The sequence below is a fragment of the Halomarina salina genome (assembly GCF_023074835.1).
Lineage (GTDB): Archaea > Halobacteriota > Halobacteria > Halobacteriales > Haloarculaceae > Halomarina > Halomarina salina.
The window spans coordinates 641,014-666,227 of record NZ_JALLGW010000001.1 but is presented as its reverse complement, the minus strand read 5'-3'; the positions used below and the strand labels follow the sequence as shown (position 1 = coordinate 666,227).

The following is a 25,214-nucleotide window of genomic DNA, read 5'->3' as shown; positions in this document are numbered from 1 at the left end:
TCAGTCCCCGCTGTCGAATGACAACCTAAAGAAGTACGCACCGAGTAGCAGGAGGTATATCACCATCATGCAGGACCAGGACCGACGCGGCTTCGACCATAGCGAGATAGAGCCTCGGTGGCAAGGCGAGTGGGACGACGCGGACGTGTTCCACATCCCCGACGACGCCGACGACCCAACGTACGTGCTGGGGATGTTCCCCTACACCTCCGGGGAGTTGCACATGGGCCACGTCCGCAACTACACCATCACGGACGCGTACGCCCGATTCCGGCGGATGCGCGGCGAACACGTCCTCCACCCCATCGGCTGGGACTCATTCGGGTTGCCGGCCGAGAACGCGGCCATCGAGCGGGACACGAACCCCCGCGACTGGACGCTGTCGTGCATCGAGACGATGCGCGAGCAGATGCACGCGATGGGCTTCGGCTACGACTGGGACCGCGAGATTGCGACCTGCGACCCCGACTACTTCCGGTGGAACCAGTGGCTGTTCGAGCGGTTGCACGAGGAGGGTCTGGTCTACCGCGAGGCCAGCGAGGTCAACTGGTGTCCCTCGTGCGAGACGGTCCTGGCCGACGAGCAGGTCGAGGGGGACGAGGAGGTCTGCTGGCGGTGTGGCACGCCCGTCGAGACCCGCGAACTGGACCAGTGGTTCTGGGGCATCACCGAGTACGCCGACGAGTTGGCCGACGACCTGGAGGAGTTGGACGGGTGGCCCGACAACGTCCGCCAGATGCAGGAGAACTGGATCGGTCGTCAGCCGGGTGCCCGATTAGAGTTCCAGGTATCCGACCACGGCCCCGTCGAGGTGTTCACGACGCGCATCGACACCATCTACGGCGCGACGTTCTTCGCGCTGGCTCCCGGCCACCACATCGCGCAGGAGGTGGCCGAACGGGACGACGACGTCCGGCGGTTCGTCGAGGAGGAGGCCGACCCCGAGGGCGACGAACCGAAGGGCGTGAAGACCGACCTGACCGCGACGAACCCCGCGACGGGCGAGGAGATTCCGGTCTACGTCGCCGACTTCGTCCTGTCGGACGTCGGGACGGGCGCGCTGATGGGCGTGCCGGGCCACGACACCCGCGACCACGCGTTCGCCAGCGAGTACGGCATCGACATCGTGCCCGTCGTCGCCCCATCGACCGACGAGGTGCCGGACGTGAGCGAGGCGGCGTTCACCGACGACGGCGTACTGGTCAACAGCGACGACTACTCGGGCACCGAGAGCGCCGTCGCCCGCGATGAACTGACGAGCGACATCGAGTCGGCGACCGACCACGTCCAGTACCGCCTGCGCGACTGGGGCATCTCCCGGCAGCGCTACTGGGGGACGCCGATTCCGGTCGTCCACTGCGAGGACTGCGGCCCCGTGATGGTCCCAGAGGAGGAGTTGCCCGTCGAGTTGCCCGAGTTCGTCCACACGACCGGGAACCCGCTGGACGAGGCGACGAAGTGGAAGCGGACCACCTGCCCCGACTGCGGCGGCGACGCCGAACGGGAGACGGACACGATGGACACGTTCGTCGATTCGGCGTGGTACTTCCTGCGCTTCGTCTCGCCGGACGACGAGGATGCGCCGTTCGACGTCGAGCAGGCCGACGACTGGATGCCCGTCGACCAGTACGTGGGCGGCATCGAACACGCCGTGATGCACCTGCTGTACTCGCGGTTCGTCACGAAGGCCATCGCGGACATGGAGATGCTGGACCACCGCGAACCGTTCGAGAACCTGGTGACCCAGGGGATGGTGCTGGCCGACGGCGAGAAGATGTCGAAGTCGAAGGGTAACGGCGTCTCGCCGCTGGCCATCGTCGACGAGTACGGCGCGGACACCGCCCGCCTGTTCACGATGCAGGCCGCCCGCCCCGAGCGGGACTTCGACTGGTCCGAGACGGGCGTCCAGTCCGCGTACGGCTTCCTGCAACGCCTGTACGAGACGGTCGAGGAGTTCACCGAATCGCCGCCCGAGGGTGAGCGCGACGCCATCGCGGAGTACGTCGCCCGCGAGATAGACGCCACCATCGTCAGCGCCCGCGAGAGCTACGAGGACCTGACGTTCGCGGAGGCGCTGCGCGAGACGCGCGACCTGGTGGGCCTGCTGCGCCAGTACCGCGACTACACCGACCCGCACGCCGAGACGTACGAGCGCGGCCTGTCGGTCGCCACGCGACTGCTGGCCCCCGTGACGCCCCACGTCGCGGAGGAGGTGTGGTCGACGCTGGGTCACGACGGGTTCGCCGCCGAAGCCTCGTTCCCGACGCCCGCCGGCGACGCGAGCGACGCGGACCGTGAGCGCCAGTTGGTCGAGAACACCCGCGAGGACGTGCGTAACATCGTCGACGTGGCGGGTATCGAGGACCCCGAGCAGGTCACCATCGTCGTCGCGCCGGAGTGGAAACACCGCGCGCTGGACATCGCCATCGAGAGCGACGCGCCGAACGTCATCGGCGAGTTGATGCAGGAAGACGACATCCGCGAGAAGGGCGACGAGGCGGCCAGCTACGGGCAGAACCTGCAGAACGAGCGCCAGTCGCTGACGAGCGCGCTGGCCCCCGAGCGCGAACTGGACGTGCTGCGACAGGCGGCGTGGCTGGTCGAACGCGAGTTCGGTGCCGACGTGGTCGTCGTGCCCGCGGCCGAGGCCGACGAGAGCGTGGCGAAGAAGGCCACGCCGAGTCGGCCCGCCATCCAGATCGACTGAAGGAGGTCGGACAGAAGCGACAGGACGCCCTCCGTTCCGTATCGCTCACAGCACTGTTCTTTGCCGGTCGTCGCCTCTCTACCTCTCATGAGTTCACGGCTCACGGAACGCGACGCCCGGCACCGACGCGTGCACGCACAGCGCCTCGCGCCACACGCACAGGAGACGGCGACCGTCGCCGACATCGCCGCGGCGACCCTCGGGCTTCAGGCACAGGAGACGCCGAGCGCGGCGCTGTCCGTCCGCGCACGCGGCCGAGGACTGACGGTCGCCGACGTGGACCGCGCGCTCTACGAGGACCGGTCGGTCGTCAGGACGTGGTGCATGCGCGGGACGCTCCACCTCGTCGCTACCGACGACCTCTCGCTACTGCTCTCGGTGTTCGGGCCGACGTTCGCCACCCGTGGCCCGGAGCCCCGACGGCTGGCAGAGTGGGGTCTCGACGAGGAGGCGGTCGAGGCGGCCGTCGAGACTATCGGCTCCGTACTGGCCGACGAGGGGCCGCTCACGAAGCGGGACATCGCAGCGCACCTCGTCGAGGCGGGCGTCGACGTCGACCCGTCCAGTCGGGCACCCAACGTCCTGATTCGACGGGCGGCGCTCCGCGGCGTCCTCTGCGAGGTCGCCCCCGTCGACGGGAAGAACGCCTACGACCTGCTCGATTCGTGGGTCACGCTCGACGCGCCGCCGGACCGAGAGACCGCGCTCGCGACGCTCGCGCGGCGCTACCTGACCGCGTACGGGCCGACGACGAAGTCGGACTTCGCGGCGTGGAGCGGCCTCTACGCGACTGACGTGCAGACGGCGTGGGACTCGCTGGGGGACGACGCACGCGAGGTGCGGGTCGGCGACGAGACGATGTGGGTGTCGACCGACGCTCCCGACGCTCTCGACGACGAGTCCTCGGCGTCTCCGCACGTCCGCCTCCTCCCACGGTACGACACGTTCCTGCTCGGCTACGAGCGGACCAACCGGCCCATCCCAACGATGTACGAGTCGCACGTCTGGCCCGGCGGCGGCATCATCCGGCCGACGGTGCTCGTCGACGGCCGCGTGGTCGGAACCTGGCATCTCGACCGGTCGCGGTCGCCCGCCATCGTCACCGTCTCGCCGTTCGAACCCCTGGACACCCTCGACCCCGCCGGCGGAGAGGACGTTCGCGACCGAATCGACGCGGAAGCGAGCGACGTCGGCCGGTTCCTCGACACGCCCGTCGAGTGCCGGGTCGAACCGGAGTGACCGGCCACGCGACGACGCTCGTGACGGACACCACCACGAGACGGTAGCCCTTCCGACGCGTCGGCGCTCCGGCGAGTCCACAAACGGTTTGCCAGTGCGGTCCGCCGCCAGCTCATGGGCCGGTTCGCGTCGGACGTGCAGGTCCTCCTCCGGGACCGACTGGCGTCGCGCGCCCCCGACTTCGACTGGACGACCGAGTACCGCGTCGGTCGGACCCCCGTCGACGTCGGCGGCGAGTCGGCCGACCACCTCGTGCTGGTGGAACTGGAGTGGCGACGCGCGGACCCGGCGGACAACACCGCGAAACTCTTCCGGCACCTCTCGGACGGGACGCTCGCCGTCGAGCGCGTGACCGTCTGCCAACTGTTCACGGAGCACTACGACCTCGCCTCGGGCGGCGTCTCCTCGAAACGGGAGAACGCCGAGTTCGTCGGGCGGACGGCCGCGGAGACGCTCGACGGGTTCGCGTTCCACGCGCTGACGCTCCCGCTCGACCCGCCCAAACGCGGTGGTGAGCGTCCGTCCGACTGGCGAGCTATCGTCGAATTGGCCGGCGAAGAACTCGTGGCGCGTCTGTGAGTGGCCGGTACCGGGTCAGTTGATGGGGATGGACTCGCCGTCGTCCTCGCTGGCCTTCCCGAGCGTGATGGTCAGCACGCCGTTGTTGTACGAGGCGTCGGTCGACTCCTCGTCGACCCGTTCGGGCAGGCGGAGCGTCCGCGAGACGGACTCGCTGGAGCGCTCCTGTCGGACGTAGCGCTCCTCCTCTTCGGACGACTCCGTCTCGCGGGACGCGCCGATGGTGAGGCTGTTCCCCGAGAGGCGGACGTCGATGTCGTCCTTGTCGTAGCCCGGCAGGTCGGCGGTGACGACGTAGCTGTCGTCCTGGTCCACGACGTCGACCGCCACGCCGCGGGTTATCTTCGTGTCGAACGCGCGGAACCCCTCGTTCATCTCCTCGAACATGCGCTCGATGTCCTCGAACGGGTTGCGTCGTGGCATGGGGGGCGGTAGGCCGCCGCACCTGATAAGTCTAGTACAGGACTGGGCCAGTGACTGTTCAGGGCCCGACACCGGCCCCGACGCGTCAGTACAGGACGTGGCGGGTGTCGTACGACCCGAGCGTCCGGACCCAGCCGTCGCCGACGAGCGACTCGACGGTGTCGAGTGCCTCCTGCGTCCGGTCCTCGTAGAGACCCGCCGCGACGTCGATGTGGAAGACGTAGTCGCCCAGTCGCTCGCCGCTCGGCCGGGACTCGATGCGCGTGAGGTTGATGTCGCGGCCGGCGAACGGTTCGAGCAGTTCGAGCAGCAGGCCGGGGTGGTTCGTGTTCGGGTAGACGACGAAGGAGGTCTTCCCGCCGCCGTCCTGCCGTTCGCTGGCGGGCGCGACGACGAGGAACCGGGTCGCGTTCGAGGTGCGGTCCTGGATGCCCTCGGCGAGGACCTGCAGGTCGTCGCCCGCGGTGTCGGGATGCGCGATACCGGCGGCCGTGGGGTCCTCGCGCGCTATCTCGACGCCGCGAGCGGTCGAGGCGACCGCCTCCTGGGTCACGTCCGGGTGGTTCTCTTCGAGGTAGCTCCGACACTGCGCGAGCGCCTGGGAGTGGCTGACCACGCGGGAGAACTCCGGCCCCTGCGCGAGCAGGGCGTGGCGGATGGGCGTGACGAGTTCGAGGACGACCGCCACCTCGCTGTCACAGAGCGCGTCGAGGCTCTCCGTCACGGAGCCCTCGATACTGTTCTCGATGGGGACGACGCCCCGTTCTGCCTCGCCGTCGGCGACGCGGGCGACGATGTCCGCGACCGACTCGGTGAACTGGATGGCGTCGTCGCCCGCGTCCTCGCCGACGACCGCTCGGGCCGCCCGGTGGGAGTACGTCCCCTCGGGGCCGAGCGTGATGACCTTCATACGTTCGCCCTCGGTGCGATTCCGGAAAAACACGTCGGCGGTGCCAACTTTCATCCTGACCGCTCCTCTGGTGCGAGTGACGACGACATGGTGACGATTCGAGCCGAGACGCACGTCGACGCGCCGACAGAGCGCGTCTTCGACCTCGCGCGGAGCATCGACCTCCAGCACGAGACGTCGAGCGAGGGGACTCGCCCGGTGGCCGGGGCCGTCAGCGGTCTCGCGACGCCGGGCGAGTCGACGGTCTGGCAGGTGCCGCTGCTCGGCAAGCGGTTCGAACTCACGACGAAGGTGAGCGCGTTCTCCCGGCCGAACCACTTCCGGCAGACGATGAAGGAGGGGCCGCTCGACACGTTCGTCCACGACCACTTCTTCGCGTTCGAGGACGAGGACGCCGTCGACGGGACGATGCTCCGCGACGTGGTCACCTTCGCGTCGCCGCTCGGCCCCGTCGGGCGCGTCTTCGACCGGGCCGTCGAACGGCGATTCACCCGCGTTCTCAGGGAGCGCAACGAGTTCATCAAACGCGTCGCAGAGGGCGACGAGTGGCGACGGTACATCGAGGAGTAGCGTACTCGGGACGCACTGTCCACGGCGCTGGGATGGTGCACGGCTCCGGTTCTGCGACACTGTCACCTCCCGGCACTGCTTTATGCTGGTGAGTGATGTAATCCATCGATATGGTTCTCGCCGACCGGGTTCCGTTGATGCGTCCCGGCAGTACGAAGCGGAACGCGGTCGTGGGGCTGCTCTACCTCTGTCTGGTGCCGCTCGTGATTCTGGGTCTTCCGGTTATTCTCGCGGGGGTCGTCTGGCGCGACTATCGAGGCTGGGGCACCCGACTCGCCCGACTGCCGGGTATCGCTCCTGGTGGTGGAGCGAAAGCTGGTGTCGTTGCCGGATTGTACGGACTGGGTCTTCTCGTCGTGCTGTCCGCCCTCGGTGGAACGAGTTCCGACCCCCAACCGGAGAGCGGTCCCTCGGCACCGACCGACACTTCGACTGCCGCAGCGACGACGTCCGCCGCCGTCTCGACGGACGTTCCAGCGACGTCGACTCCCGAGCGACGGACCGAATCACGGCAGACCCAGACCGACAGCGTTCCTGACCCCTCACGGGAAACCAGCGTCGTGCCCACTGCTTCGACCACCGCCGCGCCGGAGTCCCCGGCCCCAGTTGCGACGGCCGACCAAACTCCTGACCGGACCGATGTGGTCCCGACACAGACGCCTTCCTCGACTCCAGCACTACCAACCGAAACTCCTGCACCGGGTGAACTCGTCGTGGTGCGGGTCCACGCCGACGCACAGGGTGGCGACGAGCGCGACGTGCTGAACGACGAGTACATCGTCTTCGAGAACAGTGGCGGCCGACCACTCGATATCGGTGGATGGCTCGTCGAGGACGAGAAGAACCATCGATACTACGTCCCGGATGGCGTCACGCTACAGCCCGGACAGTCGATCACGCTTCACACTGGTCGCGGCTCCGACTCGTCGGCCGACCTCTACTGGAACGCCGATGCACCCGTCTGGAACAACGATGGCGATACGGTGTTCGTCAGAGATTCGAGCGGGACGCTCGTCATCAGACACGAGTACTCGTAGAACGACTCGTCTCGTCGGAGCCGTTCTCTCCACCGACCGTTCTGATTCTTCTGCCACGAACGGCCGTGACCCTGGCAGCTCCGGCGCTACCTGTTCAAGGTGTGAATCGCGTGACCCATCGCGTTCTCGGCTGCCTCCATCGTCGCCTCCGAGAGCGTCGGGTGGACGTGGATGGTCGCGGCGACGTCTTCGAGCGTCGCGCCCATCTCGATGGCGAGGGCGAGTTCGGCGACGAGTTCGCTCGCCTCCGGGGCCACTATCTGCGCGCCGAGGACGAACCCGCTCGGTTCGTCGGCGACGACGCGGACGAACCCCTCGGACTCGTTCATGCTGAGCGCGCGCCCGGAGGCCCGCATCGGCATCTGGCCGACGACGGGTTCGAAGCCCTGCTCCTCGGCCTCGGCCTCGGTCAGCCCCACCGTCCCGATCTCGGGGTCGGTGAAGACGGCCGCCGGGACGCTCTGGTAGTCGAGCGCCGCGGGTTCCCCGGCGAGGTGCTCGGCGGCGACCTGGCCCTCCTTGCTGGCCTTGTGCGCGAGCATCGGTTCGCCCGCGACGTCGCCGACGGCGTAGATGTGCTCGACGTTCGACCGGGCGCGGTCGTCCGTCTCGATGAACCCCTCGTCGTTCGTCTCGACGCCCGCCGCGTCGAGGTCGAGGGTGTCGGTGACGGGCGAGCGCCCGACGGCGACGAGCGCCTTCTCCGCGCCGAACTCGCTGACCTCGCCGTCGGCGTCCTCGGTGCGGACGGTGATGCCGTCGCCCATCTGCTCCCACTCGCTGGCGGCCTCGCCGAAGTGGAAGTCGACGCCGATGTCCTCGGCGCGCGAGCGGACGATGCGCGCCACGTCGTCCTCGTAGCCCGGCAGCGCCGAGTCGAGCATCTCGACGACGGTGACGTCCGTGCCGAGTTTGGCGAACACCGTCGAGAGCTCCATCCCGATGTAGCCCGCGCCGACGACGAGCAGGCTCTCGGGCACCGAGTCGAGCGCCAGCATCTCCCGCGAGGAGAGGATGTGCTCGCCGTCGAACTCGAAGTTCGGCACCTGCACGGGGCGCGAACCGGTCGAGACGATGGCGTGTTCGAACTCCAGCGACTCGCTGCCCTGGCCCTCGCCATCGTGGCCGACGCGGACCTTGTTCTCGTCGGCGAACGTCGCCGTGCCCTCCATGAGGTTGACGCCGTTGGCCTTGCAGAGCTTCTCGACGCCCCCGGTCAACTGGTCGACGACGTCGTCCTTCCACGAGGTCATCCCGGCCATGTCGACGGCCGGGTCGGCGTGGATGCCCATCTCCTCGGCGTTCGCCGCGTCGTGGGCGACGCCCGCCGCCGTGACGAACGCCTTCGACGGGATGCAGCCGTAGTTGAGGCAGGTGCCCCCGTAGGCGTCCTTCTCCACGAGCGTCACGTCCTTTCCGAGCTGTGCGGCACGGATGGCGGCGACGTAGCCGCCCGGCCCCGCGCCGATGACGACGACGTCGGTCCCTGTCGCGATGTCTCCGACGACCATACTCGCGATATTTGCCGCCGGGGGTTTGGCTGTATGGGTTTCTAGGTTCGGGGGGTTGAGTTTCGGAACTCGTCTGTACTCACGCGTTCGTGACGGCCTCGGGGCTTTCGAGGTTGTCGTCCCTGCGATGCATCTGACTTCTCGAACCGAACCCACTACACCACATTCGCCAATCGCTAGGTCTTTGCCCGGGCGCTCCCGTCACCACCTGTGAACGTCGCCGAGCGCCTCCCGAAGTTCGCCGACGCCTTCCCGTTCGACTCGTTCAATCGGATGCAGGCGTCGGCGTACCCGGCCATCATGGAGCGCGACGAGAACGTCGTCGTGAGCGCACCGACCGCCAGCGGGAAGACGGCGCTCGCCGAACTCGCCATCTGCAAGACCATCGACGCGGGCGGCACCGCGCTGTTTCTCGCGCCGCTGCGCGCGCTCACCAACGAGAAGGAGAGCGAGTGGGAGCGCTTCGAGGAGATGGGCTACTCCGTCTACGTCGTCACGGGCGAACGCGACCTGAACCCGCGGCGCGCCGAACGCGCCGACATCCTCGTGATGACGCCCGAGAAGGCCGACTCGGCGACTCGGAAACACGACTCGGCGCGGTACGGCTTCATCCGGGACGTCGACTGCTGTGTCATCGACGAGGTCCACCTGCTCGACTCGGACCGACGCGGCTCCGTCCTCGAAGTGACCATCTCCCGACTGCGACGGCTCTGTAGCCCCCGCATCGTCGCGCTGTCGGCGACGATGCCGAACGTCGACGACGTGGCGCAGTGGCTCGACGCCCCGCCCGACTGCACCTTCGAGTTCGGCGACGAGTACCGGCCCGTCCCGCTGGAAGCGTCGGTCAAGACCTACTCGCGCGGGGACAACCCGTTCGCCGACAAGTACCGGCGGCTCTACCGCGCGCTGGACCTCGCCGAACCGCACGTCAGCGACGGGGGACAGGCGCTCGTCTTCGTCGCCTCCCGGCAGGACACCGTCCGCGCGGCCGAGAAGGCGCGCGACGAACTCGCCAAGCGCGACGTGCCGATGGGCGCGCGCGGCGACTACGATTTTCATACCGAGGCGCAGGAACTCCAGAACCAGACGCTCCGAAAGTCCGTCCTCGACGGCGTCGGCTTCCACCACGCCGGCCTCTCGAAGGGCGACAAGGACCGCGTCGAGGAGTGGTTCAAGCGCGGCGACGTCCAGTTGCTGTTCTCCACCTCGACGCTCGCGTGGGGCGTCAACCTCCCCGCGCGCTGTGTCGTCATCCGGGACACCAAGCTCCACGACCCGCTGGAGGGCGAGGTGGACATGAGTCCGCTCGACGTCCTCCAGATGCTCGGGCGCGCGGGCCGGCCGGGCTACGACGACGCGGGGTACGCCTACGTCGTCTGCCAGTACTCCGACAAGCAGCGCTACGAACAGCTCCTCAGCGAGGGCAAGGAGATAGAGTCGCGGCTCGCGACGGACCTCGACGCGCACCTCAACGCCGAGATCTCCCTCGGAACCATCCGGGACCTCGACGACGTGATGGACTGGCTGGAGACCACGTTCTACTACGTTCGCGCGCAGTCCGCCCCCGAGGGCTACGACTTCGGCGGTCGCCTCCGCCAGCGCGTGCGCGAGACGCTCTCCCGACTGGTCGAGTCGGGGTTCGTCGAGACGGACGAGAACCTCGGCGTCGAGGGCACCCCGCTGGGTCGCCTCGCGTCGCGGTACTACCTGCGCCTCGACACGGCCGAGCGGTTCGCCGAGTTAGCCGACCGCGACCACGTGGACGAGTCGGCCGTCCTCGAGTGCGTCGCGGGCGCGGCCGAGTTCGACAGCGTCTCCTGTCGCTCCTCGGAGCGCGACGCGGTGAACGGCGTCCTCTCCGGGACCGACTCGCTGGACGACGACGGCCACCGCAAGGTGCTCGCCATCCTCCGGGCCAGCATGACCGGGTCGACGCCGGGCGAACTCCAGAGCGACGCCTGGGTCATCCGGCAGAACGCGCTGCGCCTGCTCGCCGCCCTGCAGGAGTTCCTCGGCACCTTCGCCGCGCCCGACGCCGCGAACCTCGCGCGTCGCACCGAAGCGCGGGTCGAACACGGCATCGGGAGCGACGCCGTGGGACTGACCGCCATCGACGGCGTCGGCGCGGGCCGCGCACAGCGACTCGCCGACGAGGGCATCGTCACGCCCACCGACGTCATCGCCGCGGGCGAGGCGGGACTCGTCGAGGCAGGCCTCTCCGAGGGCGTCGCCGCGCGCGTCCTGGAGAACGCCCGCAACCTGCCCGCCATCGAGGTGGAGTGGGGCGAGTTCCCCGAACGAATCGGCCGCGGGAAGAACGACATGCGCGAACTGCGCGTCCGCTCGGCGGCCGGCGGCGCGCGCGCCAGCGTCGCCGTGACCGTCAACGGCGTCGAGATGGCCGACACGACCGCGTATCTCGGCGAGACGACCGTCCCTGCGGCCGTCTTCGGCGGGAGCGCCGACGAGATGACGTTCGAGGTCTGCGTGGCGTTTCCGGATCTGCCGTTGCCGCCGGTTTCCGAGTCTCGGACCGTTCGCGTCGAGTGACGACTAGGTTCTGTGGGTGCCTGTTCGTCTGATTACTTCTGGTTGGTAGTGGCCGATGGAAACGCCTCGAAAGCCCCCGCGCTCTCAGTCCACCCGGATTGCTTGATGAGCCACCACCTCGGGGCTTTCGAGGTATTCACGACGGTCGCTGTTGGGACCCAGCTGAATCCTATCGTTACTGCTAGTCCGAGCCTTCATGACCCAGAACGGAACCACGCAGTCCCATGTCCGGAAGCTTCCGACTGTTCGCGGGCGAGTGTACGACCGAGTTCGAGGGGACGGGACCGCGCGCCCGTCTCCAGCGGGGCCACGTCGTCTGCCTCGTCAAACCCGACGACACCGTCCTCGTCCACGACGCCGACGGCTACCAGCCCGTGGCGTGGCTCACGCGCCCCGAGGCGCTGACCGTCGAGTCCGACCCGGTCCGCATCGTCGCGCGGGACGGCGACCAGCGCCTGACGGTCACCGTCCACGACGCCTACGCCACGAGTAGCGTCCCGGCGAGTGCCGCCGGAACGCCGGTCGGCTCCTGCCCGGGCTGCGGCGGCACGCTCGTCCGCACCAAGGGCGGCGTCGTCTGCGTCGACTGCGACGAGCGCTACGGACTACCGGGGGACGCGACGGTGCTGGAGGAGACGTGCGACTGCGGGCTGCCGCGCATCCGGGCCGAGCGCGGCGCGGAGTTCGAGGTGTGTCTGGACCGCGACTGCGAGTCGCTCGACGACGCGGTCCGGGAGGCGTTCGACCGCGCGTGGACCTGTCCCGACTGCGGCGACGACCTGCGCATCATCCGACGCGGCGGCCTGCTCGCCGGCTGTGACGCCTACCCGGACTGCGAGACGGCGTTCTCGTTCCCGCGGGGCGTGGTCGCTGGTACCTGCGACTGCGGCCTCCCGGCGTTCCGGACGGGGTCGGGGAGCGCTCGCTGTCTCGACGCGACCTGCGAGGCCGTCTGAGTCGGGAGGAGACGACGCCGCTCGAACCCGAGTGGAGCGGAGTCTCGGTAGCGCACACCGGCGAGGCGGTTCGTTGATGGTCGTGGGGCTGACAGCCCTAGGCATGGACGCAACGCTCGACGGTGACGTCGTTCGCCTGTCGGGTCCCGGCCGCGAGCAGTTCTACGACAACCGCGGCTACGGACGCCCCGACGACGACGCTCTCGACCTCGCGCCGGTTGAGGCGGCACATCTCCTCTTCCGGGGGGACATCGAGAACGTCGACGGCATGGACTTCCGGTCGTTCCTCGCGACGACCGACTGCACGCTCGACTTCCTCGTCTACAAGGACCTCCGCGACCGCGGGTTCTACCTCTCGCCGGGGCGCTGGCGCGACGCCGGCGACGGCGTCGACTTCGTCGTCTACCCGCGCGGCGACGGCCCGTGGGGCGACGACGTCGAGTACCGGATGCGCGTCGTGGGCGAACGCGAGCGCATCGCCGCCACCTCCATCGACGAGACGCTCGCCGTCGTCGACGAGGAGAGCGAGATAACGTACCTCGGCGTCGACACGCCCGACATCTCGGGGACGAGCGACACCGACCTCCCGTCGGACGTCTACGGCGCGCTGCTGGCCGACCGCGTCGTGCTGTGGGACCCGCCGACCGACCTCTACCGGCAGGCGTTCTACGGTCGCCCGCTCGACGGCCGGGAGGTGGACGGCCCGATCCAGTGCTCGCTGCTGGAGGCGGCCTACCTCGCCGAACGCGACGTCGTCCGCGTGGACGCCGAGCACGCGGGCATCGTCGAACGCGGTCGCGAGGTCGAGGGCGACCGGTTCGACCGCCGCCTCGCGGTCTACCGCACGCTCCGGGAGCGCGACGTCGTCCCCAAGACCGGGTTCAAGTTCGGTTCGGACTTTCGGACCTACGCCGACGTCGAGAGCGCCGACGACCTCGGACACTCCGAGCACCTCGTGCGCGTCGTCGCCGCTGGCCACGAGTTCGCGCCCCGCGACCTGGCGCTCGACGTCCGCCTCGCCCACGGCGTCCGCAAGACGATGGTGTTCGCGCTCGTCGACGGCAGCGAGGTGGAGTGGCTGTCGCTGTCGCGACTGACGCCGTAACGGCACCCGCCTCACTGCCGCCCCCGTCACTGGCTCGCGCCGTGGTATGCGAACCGTTTTGCCGCCGCCAACCGCCTGCTCTGACAACGACTACGCATGAGCGACCACACCGACGAGCGACAGCGGGGCGCTCCGGACGCCGACGCGGACGACGTGGAGGACGCACTGGCGCAGACGCCACGCACCGACGGCGGAACGGCCGCCGGAGCGGACGACGTCACCCTCGACCCCTGGGGTTCCTCGACCGTCGCGGACTACCGCAAACTGTTCGAGCAGTTCGGCATCGAGGAGTTCGACGAGGTGCTGCCCGACGTGCCGACCCCCCACTACCTGATGCGCCGCGGCGTCATCTTCGGCCACCGCGAGTACCGCCGCGTGCTGGAGGCGATGGCGAACGACGACCCCGCCGCCGTCCTCTCGGGGTTCATGCCGACGGGCGACCCCCACATCGGCCACAAACTCGTCTTCGACGAGATAATCTGGCACCAGCAGCAGGGGCTCGACGCCTACGGCCTCATCGCGGACCTCGAAGCCCACGCCGCCCGCGGCCTCTCGTGGGCGGAGATAGACGAACACGCGCGGGACTACCTCCTGAGCCTGCTCGCACTCGGCTTCGACCCCGAGGAGGGTGAACTCTACCGCCAGTCGGAGAACCGCCCGCTGCAGGACCTCGCGTTCGAACTCGGCGCGAAGGCGAACTACTCCGAACTGGAGGCCATCTACGGCTTCGATGGCGAGACGGACGTCTCCCACATGCAGTCGGTCGTCACGCAGATGGCCGACATCTGCTATCCCCAGTTGGACGAGCCGAAACCGACGGTCATCCCGGTCGGCCCGGACCAGGACCCGCACGTCCGCCTGTCGCGGGACCTCGCCTCGCGGATGCGCTACTTCGGCGTCACCGAGGCGTACGCGAGTTTCGAGGTGGACGAGGCCGAACGAGCGGTCGTCGAGAACGCGTACGACGCGCTCTCGGAGAAGGCCGCCGAGGCGAGCGAGTCGGGCGACGACGTGACCGTCCGCTGCATCGACGCGGCGGTCCTCGTCGAGGAGGGAATCGAGGCCGTCGACTTCGGGAACCGGCCGCGACTGGATCAGCGAGACGACGAGGCGGTGGCCGACGACGCGCCGCCGGAGGAACGCGCAGCGGCCAAACTCGCCAACGCCGGGATGGAACCGCTCCGCCCGCGCGTCCGCTTCCTCGACCGCAACGCGACCGAGGAGGCGTTCGAGGCACTGGTCGAGGCCGTCGACGGCGAGAAGCGCGTCTTCGACGAGCACGTCGACGCGTTCGACCTGACGCGCGACGAGGCGGAGGCGCTCGCACAGGACGTGGAGGTCGACAACGGCGGCTACGGGTTCGTCCCGCCCTCTTCTATCTACCACCGGTTCATGACGGGCCTGACGGGTGGGAAGATGTCCTCCTCGATTCCGGCGTCGCACATCTCCTTGCTCGACGACCCGCAGGAGGGTTACGACAAGGTGAAGTCCGCGACGACGGGCGGCCGCGAGACAGCGGAGAAGCAGCGCGAACTCGGTGGGGAGGCCGACGAGTGCCCGGTGTACGAACTGTACGCCTACCTGCTCGCGCAGGACGACGACGACCTGACCCGCGAGGTGTACGAGGAGTGCGTCGGCGGCGAACGCCTCTGCGGTGGCTGCAAGGAGCAGGCGGCCGAGATGATGCGCGCGTTCCTCGAAGACCACCAGGAGAAGCGCGCCGAGGCCGAGGAACTGCTGGACTCGCTCGACATCGAACTGGAGAGTTCGCGGCGCTGACTCAGCGGCCCGGGCTACGTCGGCCGGTCACTCGTGGCCGTTGACCGCGGTCGGCTCGTAGGGTTCTTCGAGGAACTCGATGTCCGACGCCGAGAGGTCGAGTTCGACGGCCTCGACGGCCTCTTCGAGGTGGTCGACGCTCGTCGTCCCGTAGATGGGTGCCGCGACGTCCTTGTGGAGCAGCCAGGCGAGACCGATCTGTGCCATCGAGACGCCCTCCTCGTCGGCGAGTTTCTGGACGCGCTCGTTTATCTCGCGGGCCTGCGGGGAGTCGTAGCGCTCCTCGGTCCGCTCGCGCATCGCGTCGCTCTCGTCGTGCGGGCGGGTGAGGTAGCCGCCGGCGAGCGGACTCCACGGAATGCGACCGACGTTCTCTCTGTCGCACAGGGGGTTCATCTCGCGCTCCTCCTCGCGGTAGACGAGGTTGTGGTGGTTCTGCATCGTCGCGAACCGCTCCAGTCCGAGTTCGTCGCTGGTGTGGAGGGCGTCGGCGAACTGGTAGGCCCACATCGAACTCGCACCGAGGTAGCGGGTCTTCCCCCGGCGGACCGCGTCGTCGAGCGCACGCATCGTCTGCTCGATGGGCGTGTCGTAGTCCCAGCGGTGGGTCTGGTAGAGGTCGACGGTGTCCATCCCGAGTCTGTCCAGCGAGGCGTCCAGCTGGTTCTCGATGGCCTTGCGCGAGAGGCCGCCGGAGTTGGGGTCCTCCTCGTCCAGCGGGAAGTACCCCTTCGTCGCGACGACCTGCTCCTCGCGGTCGTGCTCCGAGAGCGCGTTGCCGAGTATCTCCTCGGAAGCGCCGTTCGAGTAGATGTTGGCCGTGTCGAAGAAGTTGATACCGAGGTCGATGGCCCGGTCGATGACCGCCGTCGCCTGCTCCTCGTCGACTGTCCAGTCCCACGCCTCGTCGCCGCCCGACCCGCCGAAGCCCATGCAGCCCAGACAGATTCGACTGACCTCCACGCCCGTGTCGCCGAGGGTGGTGTACTCCATGGCGTCTGGTGACGCGCCGCCGACAATAGTCGTCCGCCCACGGCAACCGACGACGGGTGGCCGCCTGCCGTCGGAGACTACTCCCGCCGTGCGTACACCGTCGGCGCGAACTCCCGGTACGGTTCCTCCGGCGCGTCGACCGCGTCCCAGAAGTCCTCGACCGCCGTGCCGAGCACCGATTCGACCGCCTCGCGCGTCCGCAGGTTCTCCTCGCCGACGACCAGCGAGAAGAACGCCCGACTCTGCTCGTCCATCGCCATCGCGCCCCGACGAGTCCCGGTCGAGGGGTAGCTGACGACGAGGAACCCGCCGGCCGCGACGCGGGACCAGAGCGATTCGAGCGCGCGGTCCACGTCCTCGACGAAGAACAGCGTGGCGACGCAGTAGACGAGGTCGTACTCGCCTCCCGCGTCGAGGTCCGGGAGCGAGTCGACCGCGAAGGTGAGGTTCCCAAGTCCCGCGTCGGCGGCGAGTTCGCGGTTGTCCCCAATCAGGTCCTCGGAGACGTCGACGCCGTGGACCGCCGTCTCGGGGTGACGCTCCGCGACGGCGAACTCGGTGACGGCGGGGCCACAGCCGACCGAGAGCATCGTGTCGGGGGTGCGGGTACGCGAGAAGAACCGCCCCAGCAGGTCCGGCATGTCGTCGCCCGCGAGGTACGCGATGCGGTCGTAGTCTCGCTCGCGGTAGAACTCCGTCCACTCCATGCAGCATCGTTCTCTGCTCTCGGTAATAATCGGAGTTGGTGTTCACGAGATACCGCCAACGTCTCGAAAGCCCCTCTCGACTCGGTGCGGCGGGCGCGCTCCTCGCTCGCTGGCGCTCGCTGCGGTGCTCACCCGTCTGCTCCGTCGTCGAGACGGCGGCCCCGTTCAGTCCCACCGGCGTTGCTGGTCCAGTTGCTCTCACACCCCCGGAACGCTTTTCCTGTCGGCACCGACTCTCACCAGTATGGCAAGCGAACCTCGCCGTGCCGGTGTCGTCGCCGACCAGCCACGCGTCGCGAGGTTCGGCTTCTTCTTCGCGGCCTGAGCGAGCGGCGGACTCTCTCCGCGGTCGGGGGACGAAATCGCCCGCAGGGGTCGCATCGCGCGAGTCACTCTCGCCAGTCTGGGTTACACCCACACCACGAGTCGACTCGAAAACACCTAACCGACGTACCCGAGTGTACGAACCAATGCAACTGCCCGCAGCGCAGGTCGCGGTCCTGGAGGCCGCGTCCGCCACCGACGAACGAACCGTCGAGGCCGTCGCGGACGACGTGGACGAGTCGCCCACCGTCGTCACGCGCGCGGCCTTCGAACTACAGGAGGAGGGCCTGCTCACCGTCACCGAGCAGGCCGAGGAGACCGTCTCGCTCACCGAGGAAGGCGAGACGTACCGCGAGGACGCCCTCCCCGAGGTCCGCTTCTACCGCGCCGCCGTCGAGGCGGGCGTGGACGAGGAGAGCGTCGAGATGGGCCAACTCGTCGACGCGGCGGGGCTGGACGGCCCCGAGGTCCAGATTGCCCTGTCGAACTTCGCGCGGAAGGGCTACGGAACCATCGACGGCGGCGCGGTGTCGGCCGACGCGACCGCCGACCCAGACGCGGACGCGGAGGCGACCGCGCTGGACGCTATCGCCGAGGGAGCGGGCGGGGCGAACGTCACCGAGTCCGTCGACGACGAGACGCTCGACGCGCTCGAACGACGCAGTCTCGTCGTCCGCGAGGAGCGCACCGCACGCTCCCTGCTGCTCACCGACGCGGGCGTCACCGCGATGATGGAGGGCGTGAGGGTCGCGGAGACGGTCGCACAGGTCACGCCGGAACTGCTCACGAGCGGCGAGTGGGCGGACGTGGAGTTCACCGAGTACAACGTCGAGGCCGACGCCGAGGCCGTCACGCCCGCGCGGAAACACGTGCTCCGGCAGACCGCGGACCGGGTGAAGGAGGTGCTCGTCGGCATGGGGTTCCAGGAGATGGACGGCCCGCACGTCGACGCGGAGTTCTGGATCAACGACTGCCTGTTCATGCCCCAGGACCACCCGGCGCGCACCCACTGGGACCAGTTCGTCCTCTCGGACCCCGCCGAGATGGACGAGGCCGACATGCCGAGCGACCTCGTCGACCGCGTCGCGCGCGCCCACCGCGAGGGCGTCGGCGAGGACGGCGACGGCTACCACTCGCCGTGGACCGAGGACGTGGCGCGGGGACTGGACCTGCGCGGGCACACCACGTCGCTGTCGATGCGCTACCTCTCGGGACACGCCGAGGGCGACCTGGAGCCGCCCCAGCGGTGGTTCTCCGTCGAGAAGGTGTACCGCAACGACACGCTCGACGCGACCCACCTGCTGGAGTTCTTCCAGATAGAAGGGTGGGTGATGGCCGAGGACCTCTCGGTCCGGGACCTGATGGGGACGTTCACGGAGTTCTACGAGCAGTTCGGCATCACGGGCATCGAGTTCAAGCCCCACTACAACCCGTACACCGAACCGAGCTTCGAGCTGTTCGGCCGCCACCCTGTCACCGACGAACTCATCGAGATAGGCAACTCGGGCATCTTCCGTCCCGAAGTGCTGGAACCGCTGGGCGTCGACTGCGAGGTGATGGCGTGGGGGCTGGCGCTCGAACGCCTCGCCATGCTCGTCACGGGCGCGGAGGACATCCGCGACCTCCACGGGACGCTCGCGGACCTCGACTTCCTGCGGAACGCGGAGGTGATCTACTGATGCCCGTCGTCGACGTCGACCCCGACGAACTGCGCAAACTCGCCAGCACCGACCGGGACGACGAGGAACTGAAACGCGACCTGTTCGACCTGGGTCTGGAGTTCGAGGGCGAGACCGAGGAGGGCGAGTTCCAGCTGGAGTTCGCGCCGGACCGTCTCGACCGCCTCTCCGTCGAGGGCGTGGCGCGGTCGCTGCGCTACCAGGACGGCACCGACAGGGGCGTCTACGTCCCCAAGACGAACGACGCCGACTGGGTGTTCGAGGTCGACGAGTCCGTCCCCGACGAGCGCCCGTACGTGACGGGCGCTATCGTCCGCGGCCTCGACATGAGCGAGGCGAAACTCGACTCGCTCATCCAGCTACAGGAGAAGCTCCACGCGACGATGGGTCGCCAGCGCGTCAAGGGCGCCATCGGGGTGCACGACCTGACCATGCTGAAAGGCGGTGCGGCGGGGAGCGCGGCGGAGGAACCGGGCGGTGAGGGCGTCAAATCCATCAGCTACCGCGGTGTCGCGCCCGACGAGGACACGTTCGTCGCGCTCGACTCGGATGCGGAACTCACGCCCGGCGAGGTGCTGACCGAGCACCCGACCGGCGAGAAGTACGCCGACATCGTCTCGGAGTACGAGCGACTCCCGGCCATCTACGACGACATCGGCCTGTTCTCGTTCCCGCCGGTCATCAACGGCCGTCGGACGGAGGTCAGCGAGAACTCGCGGGACCTGCTCGTCGAGTTGACCGGCACCGACCAGTGGACCATCGACAAGATGTGCGCCATCATCTGCTACGCGCTGGACGCGCGCGGTGGCCGGGTCGAGGAGGTCCGCGTCGAGTACCCCGAGGGCCACCCGGCCGAACAGCGCGAGCTACTCCGTCCCGACCTCTCGGTCGACCACAAGACCGTCACGCACGCGCGCATCGAGCAACTGCTCGGCGTCGACCTGAGCGAGGAGCAGGTCGTCGACTACCTCGAACGCGCGGGACTGGACGCCGAGACGGTCGATTCGGACGGCGCTCCCGCCACCGCGGACGGCGAGGGGGACCACGCCTACCGCGTCGGCGTCCCGCCGTACCGAGTGGACGTGCTCAACCCGGTCGACGTCGTGGACGACGTGGGCCGCGCCCACGGGTTCAACGAACTCGACCCGCGCTACCCCGAGGTGTCGACGGTCGGCGGCCGGCACGAACGCTCCCGGCTGGAGGGCGCAGCGCGGGACGCGCTCGTCGGTCTGGGCTTCGAGGACATGCTCGACTTCCACATGACGAGCGAGCGCGACTGCCTCGACCGGATGGGTCTCGCCGCTCCCGACGAACTGGACCCCGACGCACCGCTGGGGCAGCGGCCGCCGGTGACCATCGCGGAACCGTACAGCGAGGACTACACCGTCGTCCGGACGTGGGCGCTCCCGTCGCTGCTGACGGTCCTGGAGAACAACACCCACCGGGCGTATCCACAGGACCTCGCGGAAATCGGCCTCGTGGCGCACGTCGACGAGAGCGAGGAGACGAAGGCCGCGGAACGCCGAAGCGTGGCCGCAGTCCTCGCGCGCACCGACGCGGGCTACGAGGACGCGAAGGCGCGACTGCAGGCGCTCGCAGGCGCGTTCGGTGCGAACCTGGAGACGCCGGCGACGACCCACCCGTCGTTCATCGAGGGCCGCACCGCGGCCGTGGAACTCGACGGCGAGCGGTGTGGCGTCGTCGGCGAGATACACCCGCGCGTGCTGGTCGAACACGACCTGGAACTGCCGGTGGCGGCGTTCGAGTTCGACCTCGCGGCGCTGGAGTAGTTCTCTCCTCTCTCCTGCGCTTCCGGAGGGCCCACGTGAGACACTAGCTCGAACGCTCCCGTCGTCTCCGGTCCTTCGAGTCGACGCCGCGACGGTAGCTACAGGTCAGCGCCGACGGCGTCCTCGACGGCGTCGAACCCGTCGCGGTCGAGCAGGCCGAGCAGACCACGGTTGATGTCGCGGGCGAGCGCGGGTCCCTCGTAGACGAGGGCTGTGTACAGCTGGACGAGCGACGCTCCTGCGCGAATCTTCGCGTACGCGCCCGCGGCGTCCGAGACGCCACCGACGCCGACGACGGGGACGTCCGTCCGCTCGGCGACGAACCGGACGCGCTCGGTAGCGCGCTCCTCGATTGGTGCCCCCGAGAGCCCGCCCGTCTCGGCCCGGTTGTGACTCCGGAGCGTGTCGGGTCGCTCCGTCGTCGTGTTGACCGCGACGACGCCGTCGAGGGCCAGGTCGTCGACGACCGCGAGGGCGTCCTCGATGGCACCGTCCGTGAGGTCCGGCGAGAGCTTCACGAGCAGCGGACGGGCGTCGGCGTCGAGGAGTTCGCCGAGGATAGCCTCGAGGTGGTCGCGGTTCTGCAGGTCGCGGAGACCGGGGGTGTTCGGCGAGGAGACGTTGACCACGAAGTAGTCGCCGCCCGCGGCAGTGCGCTCGTAGCTGTAGCGGTAGTCCTCGGGCGCCTCGTCGAGCGGCGTCACCTTCGACTTCCCGATGTTGACGCCGAGGGGGACGGGCGCGTCGGTACGGGCGAGTCGCGGCCCGACGACGTCAGCGCCCGCGTTGTTGAAGCCCATGCGGTTGACGAGGGCGCGGTCCTCGGGGAGACGGAACAGGCGCGGACGGGGGTTGCCGGGTTGGGCTTCGGCGGTGACGGCACCGACCTCGACGTGCCCGAAGCCGAGTGCGGCGAGCATCCCCGGCACCTCGGCGTTCTTGTCGAAGCCGGCGGCCACGCCGACCGGGTTATCGAAGTCGAGACCGAACGCGCTGGTGCGAAGTCGCGCGTCGTCGACGCGGTAGCGGGCGGTCAGGGCGTCCTCGATTCGGGTCCCCTGCCCTGCCTTGAGCAGTCGCTTCGTGGCGGTGTGGGCCGTCTCCGCCGGAAGCCGGAACAACAGGGGCTTCGCGGCACGGTAGAACATCAGAACTCGTGTTCGATATCCTCTTCGTCGGAGGCTTTCTGGATGATTATTTTGTTGTCGCGCACGCGCACGTACACTTCGTCGCCGATCTCCATGCCAGCGACCGTGAGCTCGTCCTCGTGGAGGTTCAGGTGAACGTTGTGATACTCGCCGTTGTCGTCTTTGGCGCCGCTCGGACTGAGCTTCTTCTTTCGCACCATCGCGATATCTTACCTCGCCCTTCGGCACACGCTGTACTTAAGTTTGCTGTGCGAACGACAGTGCCGTCGTCACGTTCTGCGGATATGGTACTTAAAGAACTGGTCTACATCGGGTGGTTTCGGGGATATAGTTATGTAGGGTCATGTCTCACACTGACACGGAGGTACGAAACCATGGCACGTAGCGACGACGGTAAGCGGAACTTCGCGCTTCGGGAGACGACCGGAAGCGAATCGAGTGTGTTCTCGGGGAGAACTCCTCGTCAGGCCGCGCTGAAAGCCGCCAGACGGCTCGAACCGGCCGACGGTGAGGAGGCGGCCGACCGCGAGGACATCAGTCTCCGCGAGAAGGGAACGAAGAAAGTACACCACTACGAGGGGTGGGCCTGGGTCGAGGACGCGCCGGACGACAAACCGGACTGGATGCCCGACCGCATCACGAAGGCCAACGTCTCGAAGAAAGGAATCGAGCACCTCGAAGAGATCTGAACGGCCACACCACAGTCTTTCGGCATATCCACGCCTCGGCAGTCACTACTGACGACCCGCTCGGCGAGCGTTCCACAGGTTCTTGATACCTCCCACGCGTACCCGTACCCGCGCGGCCTCACCCGGTCTGACTACCCGTCTACGCGGGGGATGACGAACCGGTCTCCGACCGCGCGACATCCACCTCGACGAGCCGTGGCTACGGAGCGCCATCGACCTCTATGGTACACCCCTCCCATGGTACAATACTCCCATGAAAACGCATGACGGAGCGCCTGTGGTTCGACGGGGTTAAGTGTAAGCCTCTACTCGAATGGAATGCGAAGAAGCGCGGGACGTTCCCCACCGGGGAACGACACCCGCCGTCCGACGCCCTTATATGTAAGGGCGCGCTCGGACGAAGTACGCGAAACGAAGGATGGCCCTCCTCTGGGGGGTCATCCCCGGTCCGACGCCCTTATATGTATGGGGGCGTTCGGATGTAGTACGCGACGGGGCGCGGCCGTCTGGCCGTGTCCGGGATTTCGAAGTCGGTTCGATGGGTTTATACCCTCGAACCGGCTACCCTGAAATCCGAAAGAAGTGAGGATTCCGCCCCTGCGGTCCGCCGTCAAGACGGGATCTGATGTTAGCCCTGATAGTTCGGTGACACTCGGTCGGTCCGACTGTCGCCGACGTCCGATACATATGCAATACGCAAATGGGATATGGTACACACTCTCTGAGTGTGTTACCCGCCAACCCCCTTCCTTCGGGAAGGGAACATTCCGGTTGATCCTGCCGGAGGTCATTGCTATCGGAATCCGATTTAGCCATGCGAGTCGCACGAGTTCACACTCGTGGCAAACGGCTCAGTAACACGTGGCCAAACTGCCCTATGGATGCGGATACTCTCGGGAAACTGAGGCTAATCCGCGATACTGCTCCCACGCTGGAATGCCGGGAGCACGAAACGCTCCGGCGCCATAGGATGTGGCTGCGGCCGATTAGGTAGACGGTGGGGTAACGGCCCACCGTGCCGATAATCGGTACGGGTAGTGAGAGCTAGAGCCCGGAGACGGACTCTGAGACAAGAGTCCGGGCCCTACGGGGCGCAGCAGGCGCGAAACCTTTACACTGCACGACAGTGCGATAGGGGGATTCCGAGTGCGAGGGCATACAGTCCTCGCTTTTCTGTACCTTAAGGTGGTACAGGAATAAGAGCTGGGCAAGACCGGTGCCAGCCGCCGCGGTAATACCGGCAGCTCAAGTGATGACCGATTTTATTGGGCCTAAAGCGTCCGTAGCCGGCCAGGTAGGTCCGTCGGGAAATCCACTCGCCTAACGAGTGGGCGTCCGGCGGATACCGCTTGGCTTGGGATCGGGAGACCAAAGGGGTACGTCTGGGGTAGGAGTGAAATCCTGTAATCCTGGACGGACCATCGGTGGCGAAAGCGCCTTTGGAGAACGAATCCGACGGTGAGGGACGAAAGCTAGGGTCTCGAACCGGATTAGATACCCGGGTAGTCCTAGCCGTAAACGATGCTCACTAGGTGTGGCGCAGGCTACGAGCCTGCGCTGTGCCGTAGGGAAGCCGTGAAGTGAGCCGCCTGGGAAGTACGTCCGCAAGGATGAAACTTAAAGGAATTGGCGGGGGAGCACTACAACCGGAGGAGCCTGCGGTTTAATTGGACTCAACGCCGGACATCTCACCAGCTCCGACAGTAGTCATGACGGTCAGGTTGATGACCTTACCCGACGCTACTGAGAGGAGGTGCATGGCCGCCGTCAGCTCGTACCGTGAGGCGTCCTGTTAAGTCAGGCAACGAGCGAGACCCGCACCTCTAGTTGCCAGCAGCATCTCGCGATGGCTGGGTACACTAGGGGGACTGCCGCTGCTAAAGCGGAGGAAGGAACGGGCAACGGTAGGTCAGTATGCCCCGAATGAGCTGGGCAACACGCGGGCTACAATGGCCGGGACAATGGGAAGCCACCCCGAGAGGGGGCGCTAATCTCCTAAACCCGGTCGTAGTTCGGATTGCGGGCTGAAACTCGCCCGCATGAAGCTGGATTCGGTAGTAATCGCGTGTCAGAAGCGCGCGGTGAATACGTCCCTGCTCCTTGCACACACCGCCCGTCAAAGCACCCGAGTGGGGTCCGGATGAGGCCACCGTCCGGTGGTCGAATCTGGGCTCTGCAAGGGGGCTTAAGTCGTAACAAGGTAGCCGTAGGGGAATCTGCGGCTGGATCACCTCCACAGATCGAGACCAGGCCGACGCGCCTGGCTCACCTTTGGCGCGGACGTCGTCGACTACGTGGGTTCGCCCACGTCTGCGACCGACCGAGCACTTCAGAACTATCAGGGCTAACAGGTAGGGCCCATAGCTCAGTGGGAGAGTGCCTCCTTTGCAAGGAGGATGCCCTGGGTTCGAATCCCAGTGGGTCCATATTCACGGGACGAGACCGGGTTGCTTAAGTGCAATCCGGCGCTCTTCCCGATGAAGACAGATGCACCATCTCGTGCAAGCGAGGATGGGAA

Annotated in this window: 19 protein-coding genes, 1 tRNA gene and 1 rRNA gene; 14 read left to right on the top strand and 7 right to left on the bottom strand. The window is 67.7% G+C overall.

The features are described 5' to 3' along the window. Positions 1 to 67: 67 nt before the first annotated feature. The 3 genes from leuS to MX571_RS03390 all read left to right on the top strand — a co-directional run bounded on the left by leuS (position 68) and on the right by MX571_RS03390 (position 4,525). Positions 68 to 2,707 carry a leucine--tRNA ligase gene (leuS, locus tag MX571_RS03400; protein WP_247414183.1) on the top strand — a complete coding sequence of 880 codons (2,640 nt, stop codon included), beginning with the start codon at positions 68 to 70 and terminating at the stop codon, positions 2,705 to 2,707. A gap of 87 nt (positions 2,708 to 2,794) precedes the next feature. After that, positions 2,795 to 3,946 carry a winged helix DNA-binding domain-containing protein gene (locus tag MX571_RS03395; RefSeq protein WP_247414182.1) on the top strand — a complete coding sequence of 384 codons (1,152 nt, stop codon included), beginning with the start codon at positions 2,795 to 2,797 and terminating at the stop codon, positions 3,944 to 3,946. A gap of 114 nt (positions 3,947 to 4,060) precedes the next feature. Continuing rightward, the gene (locus MX571_RS03390) at positions 4,061 to 4,525 is read left to right on the top strand and encodes a hypothetical protein (RefSeq protein WP_247414181.1); all 465 of its coding nucleotides are present in this window, start codon (positions 4,061 to 4,063) and stop codon (positions 4,523 to 4,525) included. A 15-nt stretch (positions 4,526 to 4,540) separates the two neighbouring features. Here the strand turns inward: MX571_RS03390 and hsp14 are convergent, their stop codons facing one another. Together hsp14 and pheA are read right to left on the bottom strand one after the other, a co-directional pair. Further along, positions 4,541 to 4,948, bottom strand: coding sequence for an archaeal heat shock protein Hsp14 (gene hsp14 / locus MX571_RS03385; RefSeq protein WP_247414180.1), 408 nt, complete (start codon positions 4,946 to 4,948; stop codon positions 4,541 to 4,543). Positions 4,949 to 5,033: 85 nt separating this feature from the next. Continuing rightward, positions 5,034 to 5,858, bottom strand: a complete 825-nt coding sequence (gene pheA, locus MX571_RS03380) for a prephenate dehydratase (protein ID WP_247414179.1) — start codon at positions 5,856 to 5,858, stop codon at positions 5,034 to 5,036. Positions 5,859 to 5,945: 87 nt separating this feature from the next. Between pheA and MX571_RS03375 the strand changes: the two genes are divergently transcribed. Continuing rightward, positions 5,946 to 6,428 (top strand): SRPBCC family protein, encoded by a 483-nt coding sequence (locus MX571_RS03375; RefSeq protein ID WP_247414178.1) that lies wholly within the window; start codon positions 5,946 to 5,948, stop codon positions 6,426 to 6,428. A gap of 110 nt (positions 6,429 to 6,538) precedes the next feature. Further along, complete coding sequence (locus MX571_RS22300) at positions 6,539 to 7,465, top strand: lamin tail domain-containing protein (protein WP_368408978.1); 927 nt, start codon at positions 6,539 to 6,541, stop codon at positions 7,463 to 7,465. 86 nt (positions 7,466 to 7,551) lie between these two features. On the opposite strand, the gene lpdA is transcribed toward MX571_RS22300, so the two are convergent. Then, positions 7,552 to 8,976: a dihydrolipoyl dehydrogenase gene (gene lpdA / locus MX571_RS03365; protein WP_247414176.1), complete on the bottom strand. Its 1,425-nt coding sequence runs from the start codon at positions 8,974 to 8,976 to the stop codon at positions 7,552 to 7,554. 210 nt (positions 8,977 to 9,186) lie between these two features. Between lpdA and MX571_RS03360 the strand changes: the two genes are divergently transcribed. The 4 genes from MX571_RS03360 to MX571_RS03345 all read left to right on the top strand — a co-directional run bounded on the left by MX571_RS03360 (position 9,187) and on the right by MX571_RS03345 (position 15,366). After that, complete coding sequence (locus MX571_RS03360; protein WP_247414175.1) at positions 9,187 to 11,526, top strand: DEAD/DEAH box helicase; 2,340 nt, start codon at positions 9,187 to 9,189, stop codon at positions 11,524 to 11,526. Between the two features lie 224 nt (positions 11,527 to 11,750). After that, on the top strand, positions 11,751 to 12,482 hold the full coding sequence (locus MX571_RS03355) for a topoisomerase DNA-binding C4 zinc finger domain-containing protein (RefSeq protein ID WP_247414174.1): 732 nt from the start codon (positions 11,751 to 11,753) through the stop codon (positions 12,480 to 12,482). A gap of 103 nt (positions 12,483 to 12,585) precedes the next feature. Continuing rightward, positions 12,586 to 13,587, top strand: a complete 1,002-nt coding sequence (endA, locus tag MX571_RS03350) for a tRNA-intron lyase (RefSeq protein ID WP_247414173.1) — start codon at positions 12,586 to 12,588, stop codon at positions 13,585 to 13,587. Between the two features lie 96 nt (positions 13,588 to 13,683). Beyond that, the gene (locus MX571_RS03345; RefSeq protein ID WP_247414172.1) at positions 13,684 to 15,366 is read left to right on the top strand and encodes a tryptophan--tRNA ligase; all 1,683 of its coding nucleotides are present in this window, start codon (positions 13,684 to 13,686) and stop codon (positions 15,364 to 15,366) included. A 27-nt stretch (positions 15,367 to 15,393) separates the two neighbouring features. Here the strand turns inward: MX571_RS03345 and MX571_RS03340 are convergent, their stop codons facing one another. Next, a complete protein-coding gene (locus MX571_RS03340) occupies positions 15,394 to 16,359 on the bottom strand; it encodes an aldo/keto reductase (protein ID WP_247414171.1) in 966 nt (321 codons plus the stop codon). A gap of 77 nt (positions 16,360 to 16,436) precedes the next feature. Further along, entirely contained in the window at positions 16,437 to 17,066 is a 630-nt protein-coding gene (locus MX571_RS03335) for a class I SAM-dependent methyltransferase (RefSeq protein WP_247414170.1), read from the bottom strand. Positions 17,067 to 17,536: 470 nt separating this feature from the next. Here MX571_RS03335 and pheS point away from each other — a divergent pair, with 470 nt between their 5' ends. Together pheS and pheT are read left to right on the top strand one after the other, a co-directional pair. Continuing rightward, a complete protein-coding gene (gene pheS / locus MX571_RS03330) occupies positions 17,537 to 19,069 on the top strand; it encodes a phenylalanine--tRNA ligase subunit alpha (RefSeq protein ID WP_247414169.1) in 1,533 nt (510 codons plus the stop codon). Further along, positions 19,069 to 20,859 (top strand): phenylalanine--tRNA ligase subunit beta, encoded by a 1,791-nt coding sequence (pheT, locus tag MX571_RS03325; protein ID WP_247414168.1) that lies wholly within the window; start codon positions 19,069 to 19,071, stop codon positions 20,857 to 20,859. The genes pheS and pheT overlap by 1 nt, the downstream gene beginning before the upstream one ends. 98 nt (positions 20,860 to 20,957) lie before the next feature. Here the strand turns inward: pheT and MX571_RS03320 are convergent, their stop codons facing one another. Both MX571_RS03320 and MX571_RS03315 read right to left on the bottom strand, forming a co-directional pair. Further along, on the bottom strand, positions 20,958 to 22,007 hold the full coding sequence (locus MX571_RS03320; RefSeq protein ID WP_368408977.1) for a quinone-dependent dihydroorotate dehydrogenase: 1,050 nt from the start codon (positions 22,005 to 22,007) through the stop codon (positions 20,958 to 20,960). Next, positions 22,007 to 22,207, bottom strand: a complete 201-nt coding sequence (locus tag MX571_RS03315) for a hypothetical protein (RefSeq protein WP_247418416.1) — start codon at positions 22,205 to 22,207, stop codon at positions 22,007 to 22,009. The genes MX571_RS03320 and MX571_RS03315 overlap by 1 nt, the downstream gene beginning before the upstream one ends. 174 nt (positions 22,208 to 22,381) lie before the next feature. On the opposite strand from MX571_RS03315, the gene MX571_RS03310 reads away from it, so the two are divergent. From MX571_RS03310 to MX571_RS03300, 3 genes are all read left to right on the top strand, one after another. After that, positions 22,382 to 22,696: a non-histone chromosomal MC1 family protein gene (locus tag MX571_RS03310; protein ID WP_247414167.1), complete on the top strand. Its 315-nt coding sequence runs from the start codon at positions 22,382 to 22,384 to the stop codon at positions 22,694 to 22,696. A 764-nt stretch (positions 22,697 to 23,460) separates the two neighbouring features. Continuing rightward, a 16S ribosomal RNA gene (locus MX571_RS03305) occupies positions 23,461 to 24,932 on the top strand. Positions 24,933 to 25,050: 118 nt separating this feature from the next. After that, positions 25,051 to 25,122 (top strand) — tRNA-Ala (locus tag MX571_RS03300). Positions 25,123 to 25,214 lie beyond the last annotated feature (92 nt).

Excerpts from the sequence above, each read along its gene's own strand:
- leuS (WP_247414183.1), top strand. The coding sequence starts at position 68 with ATGCAGGACCAGGACCGACGCGGCTTCGACCATAGCGAGATAGAGCCT.
- MX571_RS03395 (WP_247414182.1), top strand. The coding sequence starts at position 2,795 with ATGAGTTCACGGCTCACGGAACGCGACGCCCGGCACCGACGCGTGCAC.
- MX571_RS03390 (WP_247414181.1), top strand. The coding sequence starts at position 4,061 with ATGGGCCGGTTCGCGTCGGACGTGCAGGTCCTCCTCCGGGACCGACTG.
- hsp14 (WP_247414180.1), bottom strand. The coding sequence starts at position 4,948 with ATGCCACGACGCAACCCGTTCGAGGACATCGAGCGCATGTTCGAGGAG.
- pheA (WP_247414179.1), bottom strand. The coding sequence starts at position 5,858 with ATGAAGGTCATCACGCTCGGCCCCGAGGGGACGTACTCCCACCGGGCG.
- MX571_RS03375 (WP_247414178.1), top strand. The coding sequence starts at position 5,946 with ATGGTGACGATTCGAGCCGAGACGCACGTCGACGCGCCGACAGAGCGC.
- MX571_RS22300 (WP_368408978.1), top strand. The coding sequence starts at position 6,539 with ATGGTTCTCGCCGACCGGGTTCCGTTGATGCGTCCCGGCAGTACGAAG.
- lpdA (WP_247414176.1), bottom strand. The coding sequence starts at position 8,976 with ATGGTCGTCGGAGACATCGCGACAGGGACCGACGTCGTCGTCATCGGC.
- MX571_RS03355 (WP_247414174.1), top strand. The coding sequence starts at position 11,751 with ATGTCCGGAAGCTTCCGACTGTTCGCGGGCGAGTGTACGACCGAGTTC.
- endA (WP_247414173.1), top strand. The coding sequence starts at position 12,586 with ATGGACGCAACGCTCGACGGTGACGTCGTTCGCCTGTCGGGTCCCGGC.
- MX571_RS03345 (WP_247414172.1), top strand. The coding sequence starts at position 13,684 with ATGAGCGACCACACCGACGAGCGACAGCGGGGCGCTCCGGACGCCGAC.
- MX571_RS03340 (WP_247414171.1), bottom strand. The coding sequence starts at position 16,359 with ATGGAGTACACCACCCTCGGCGACACGGGCGTGGAGGTCAGTCGAATC.
- MX571_RS03335 (WP_247414170.1), bottom strand. The coding sequence starts at position 17,066 with ATGGAGTGGACGGAGTTCTACCGCGAGCGAGACTACGACCGCATCGCG.
- pheS (WP_247414169.1), top strand. The coding sequence starts at position 17,537 with ATGCAACTGCCCGCAGCGCAGGTCGCGGTCCTGGAGGCCGCGTCCGCC.
- pheT (WP_247414168.1), top strand. The coding sequence starts at position 19,069 with ATGCCCGTCGTCGACGTCGACCCCGACGAACTGCGCAAACTCGCCAGC.
- MX571_RS03320 (WP_368408977.1), bottom strand. The coding sequence starts at position 22,007 with ATGTTCTACCGTGCCGCGAAGCCCCTGTTGTTCCGGCTTCCGGCGGAG.
- MX571_RS03315 (WP_247418416.1), bottom strand. The coding sequence starts at position 22,207 with ATGGTGCGAAAGAAGAAGCTCAGTCCGAGCGGCGCCAAAGACGACAAC.
- MX571_RS03310 (WP_247414167.1), top strand. The coding sequence starts at position 22,382 with ATGGCACGTAGCGACGACGGTAAGCGGAACTTCGCGCTTCGGGAGACG.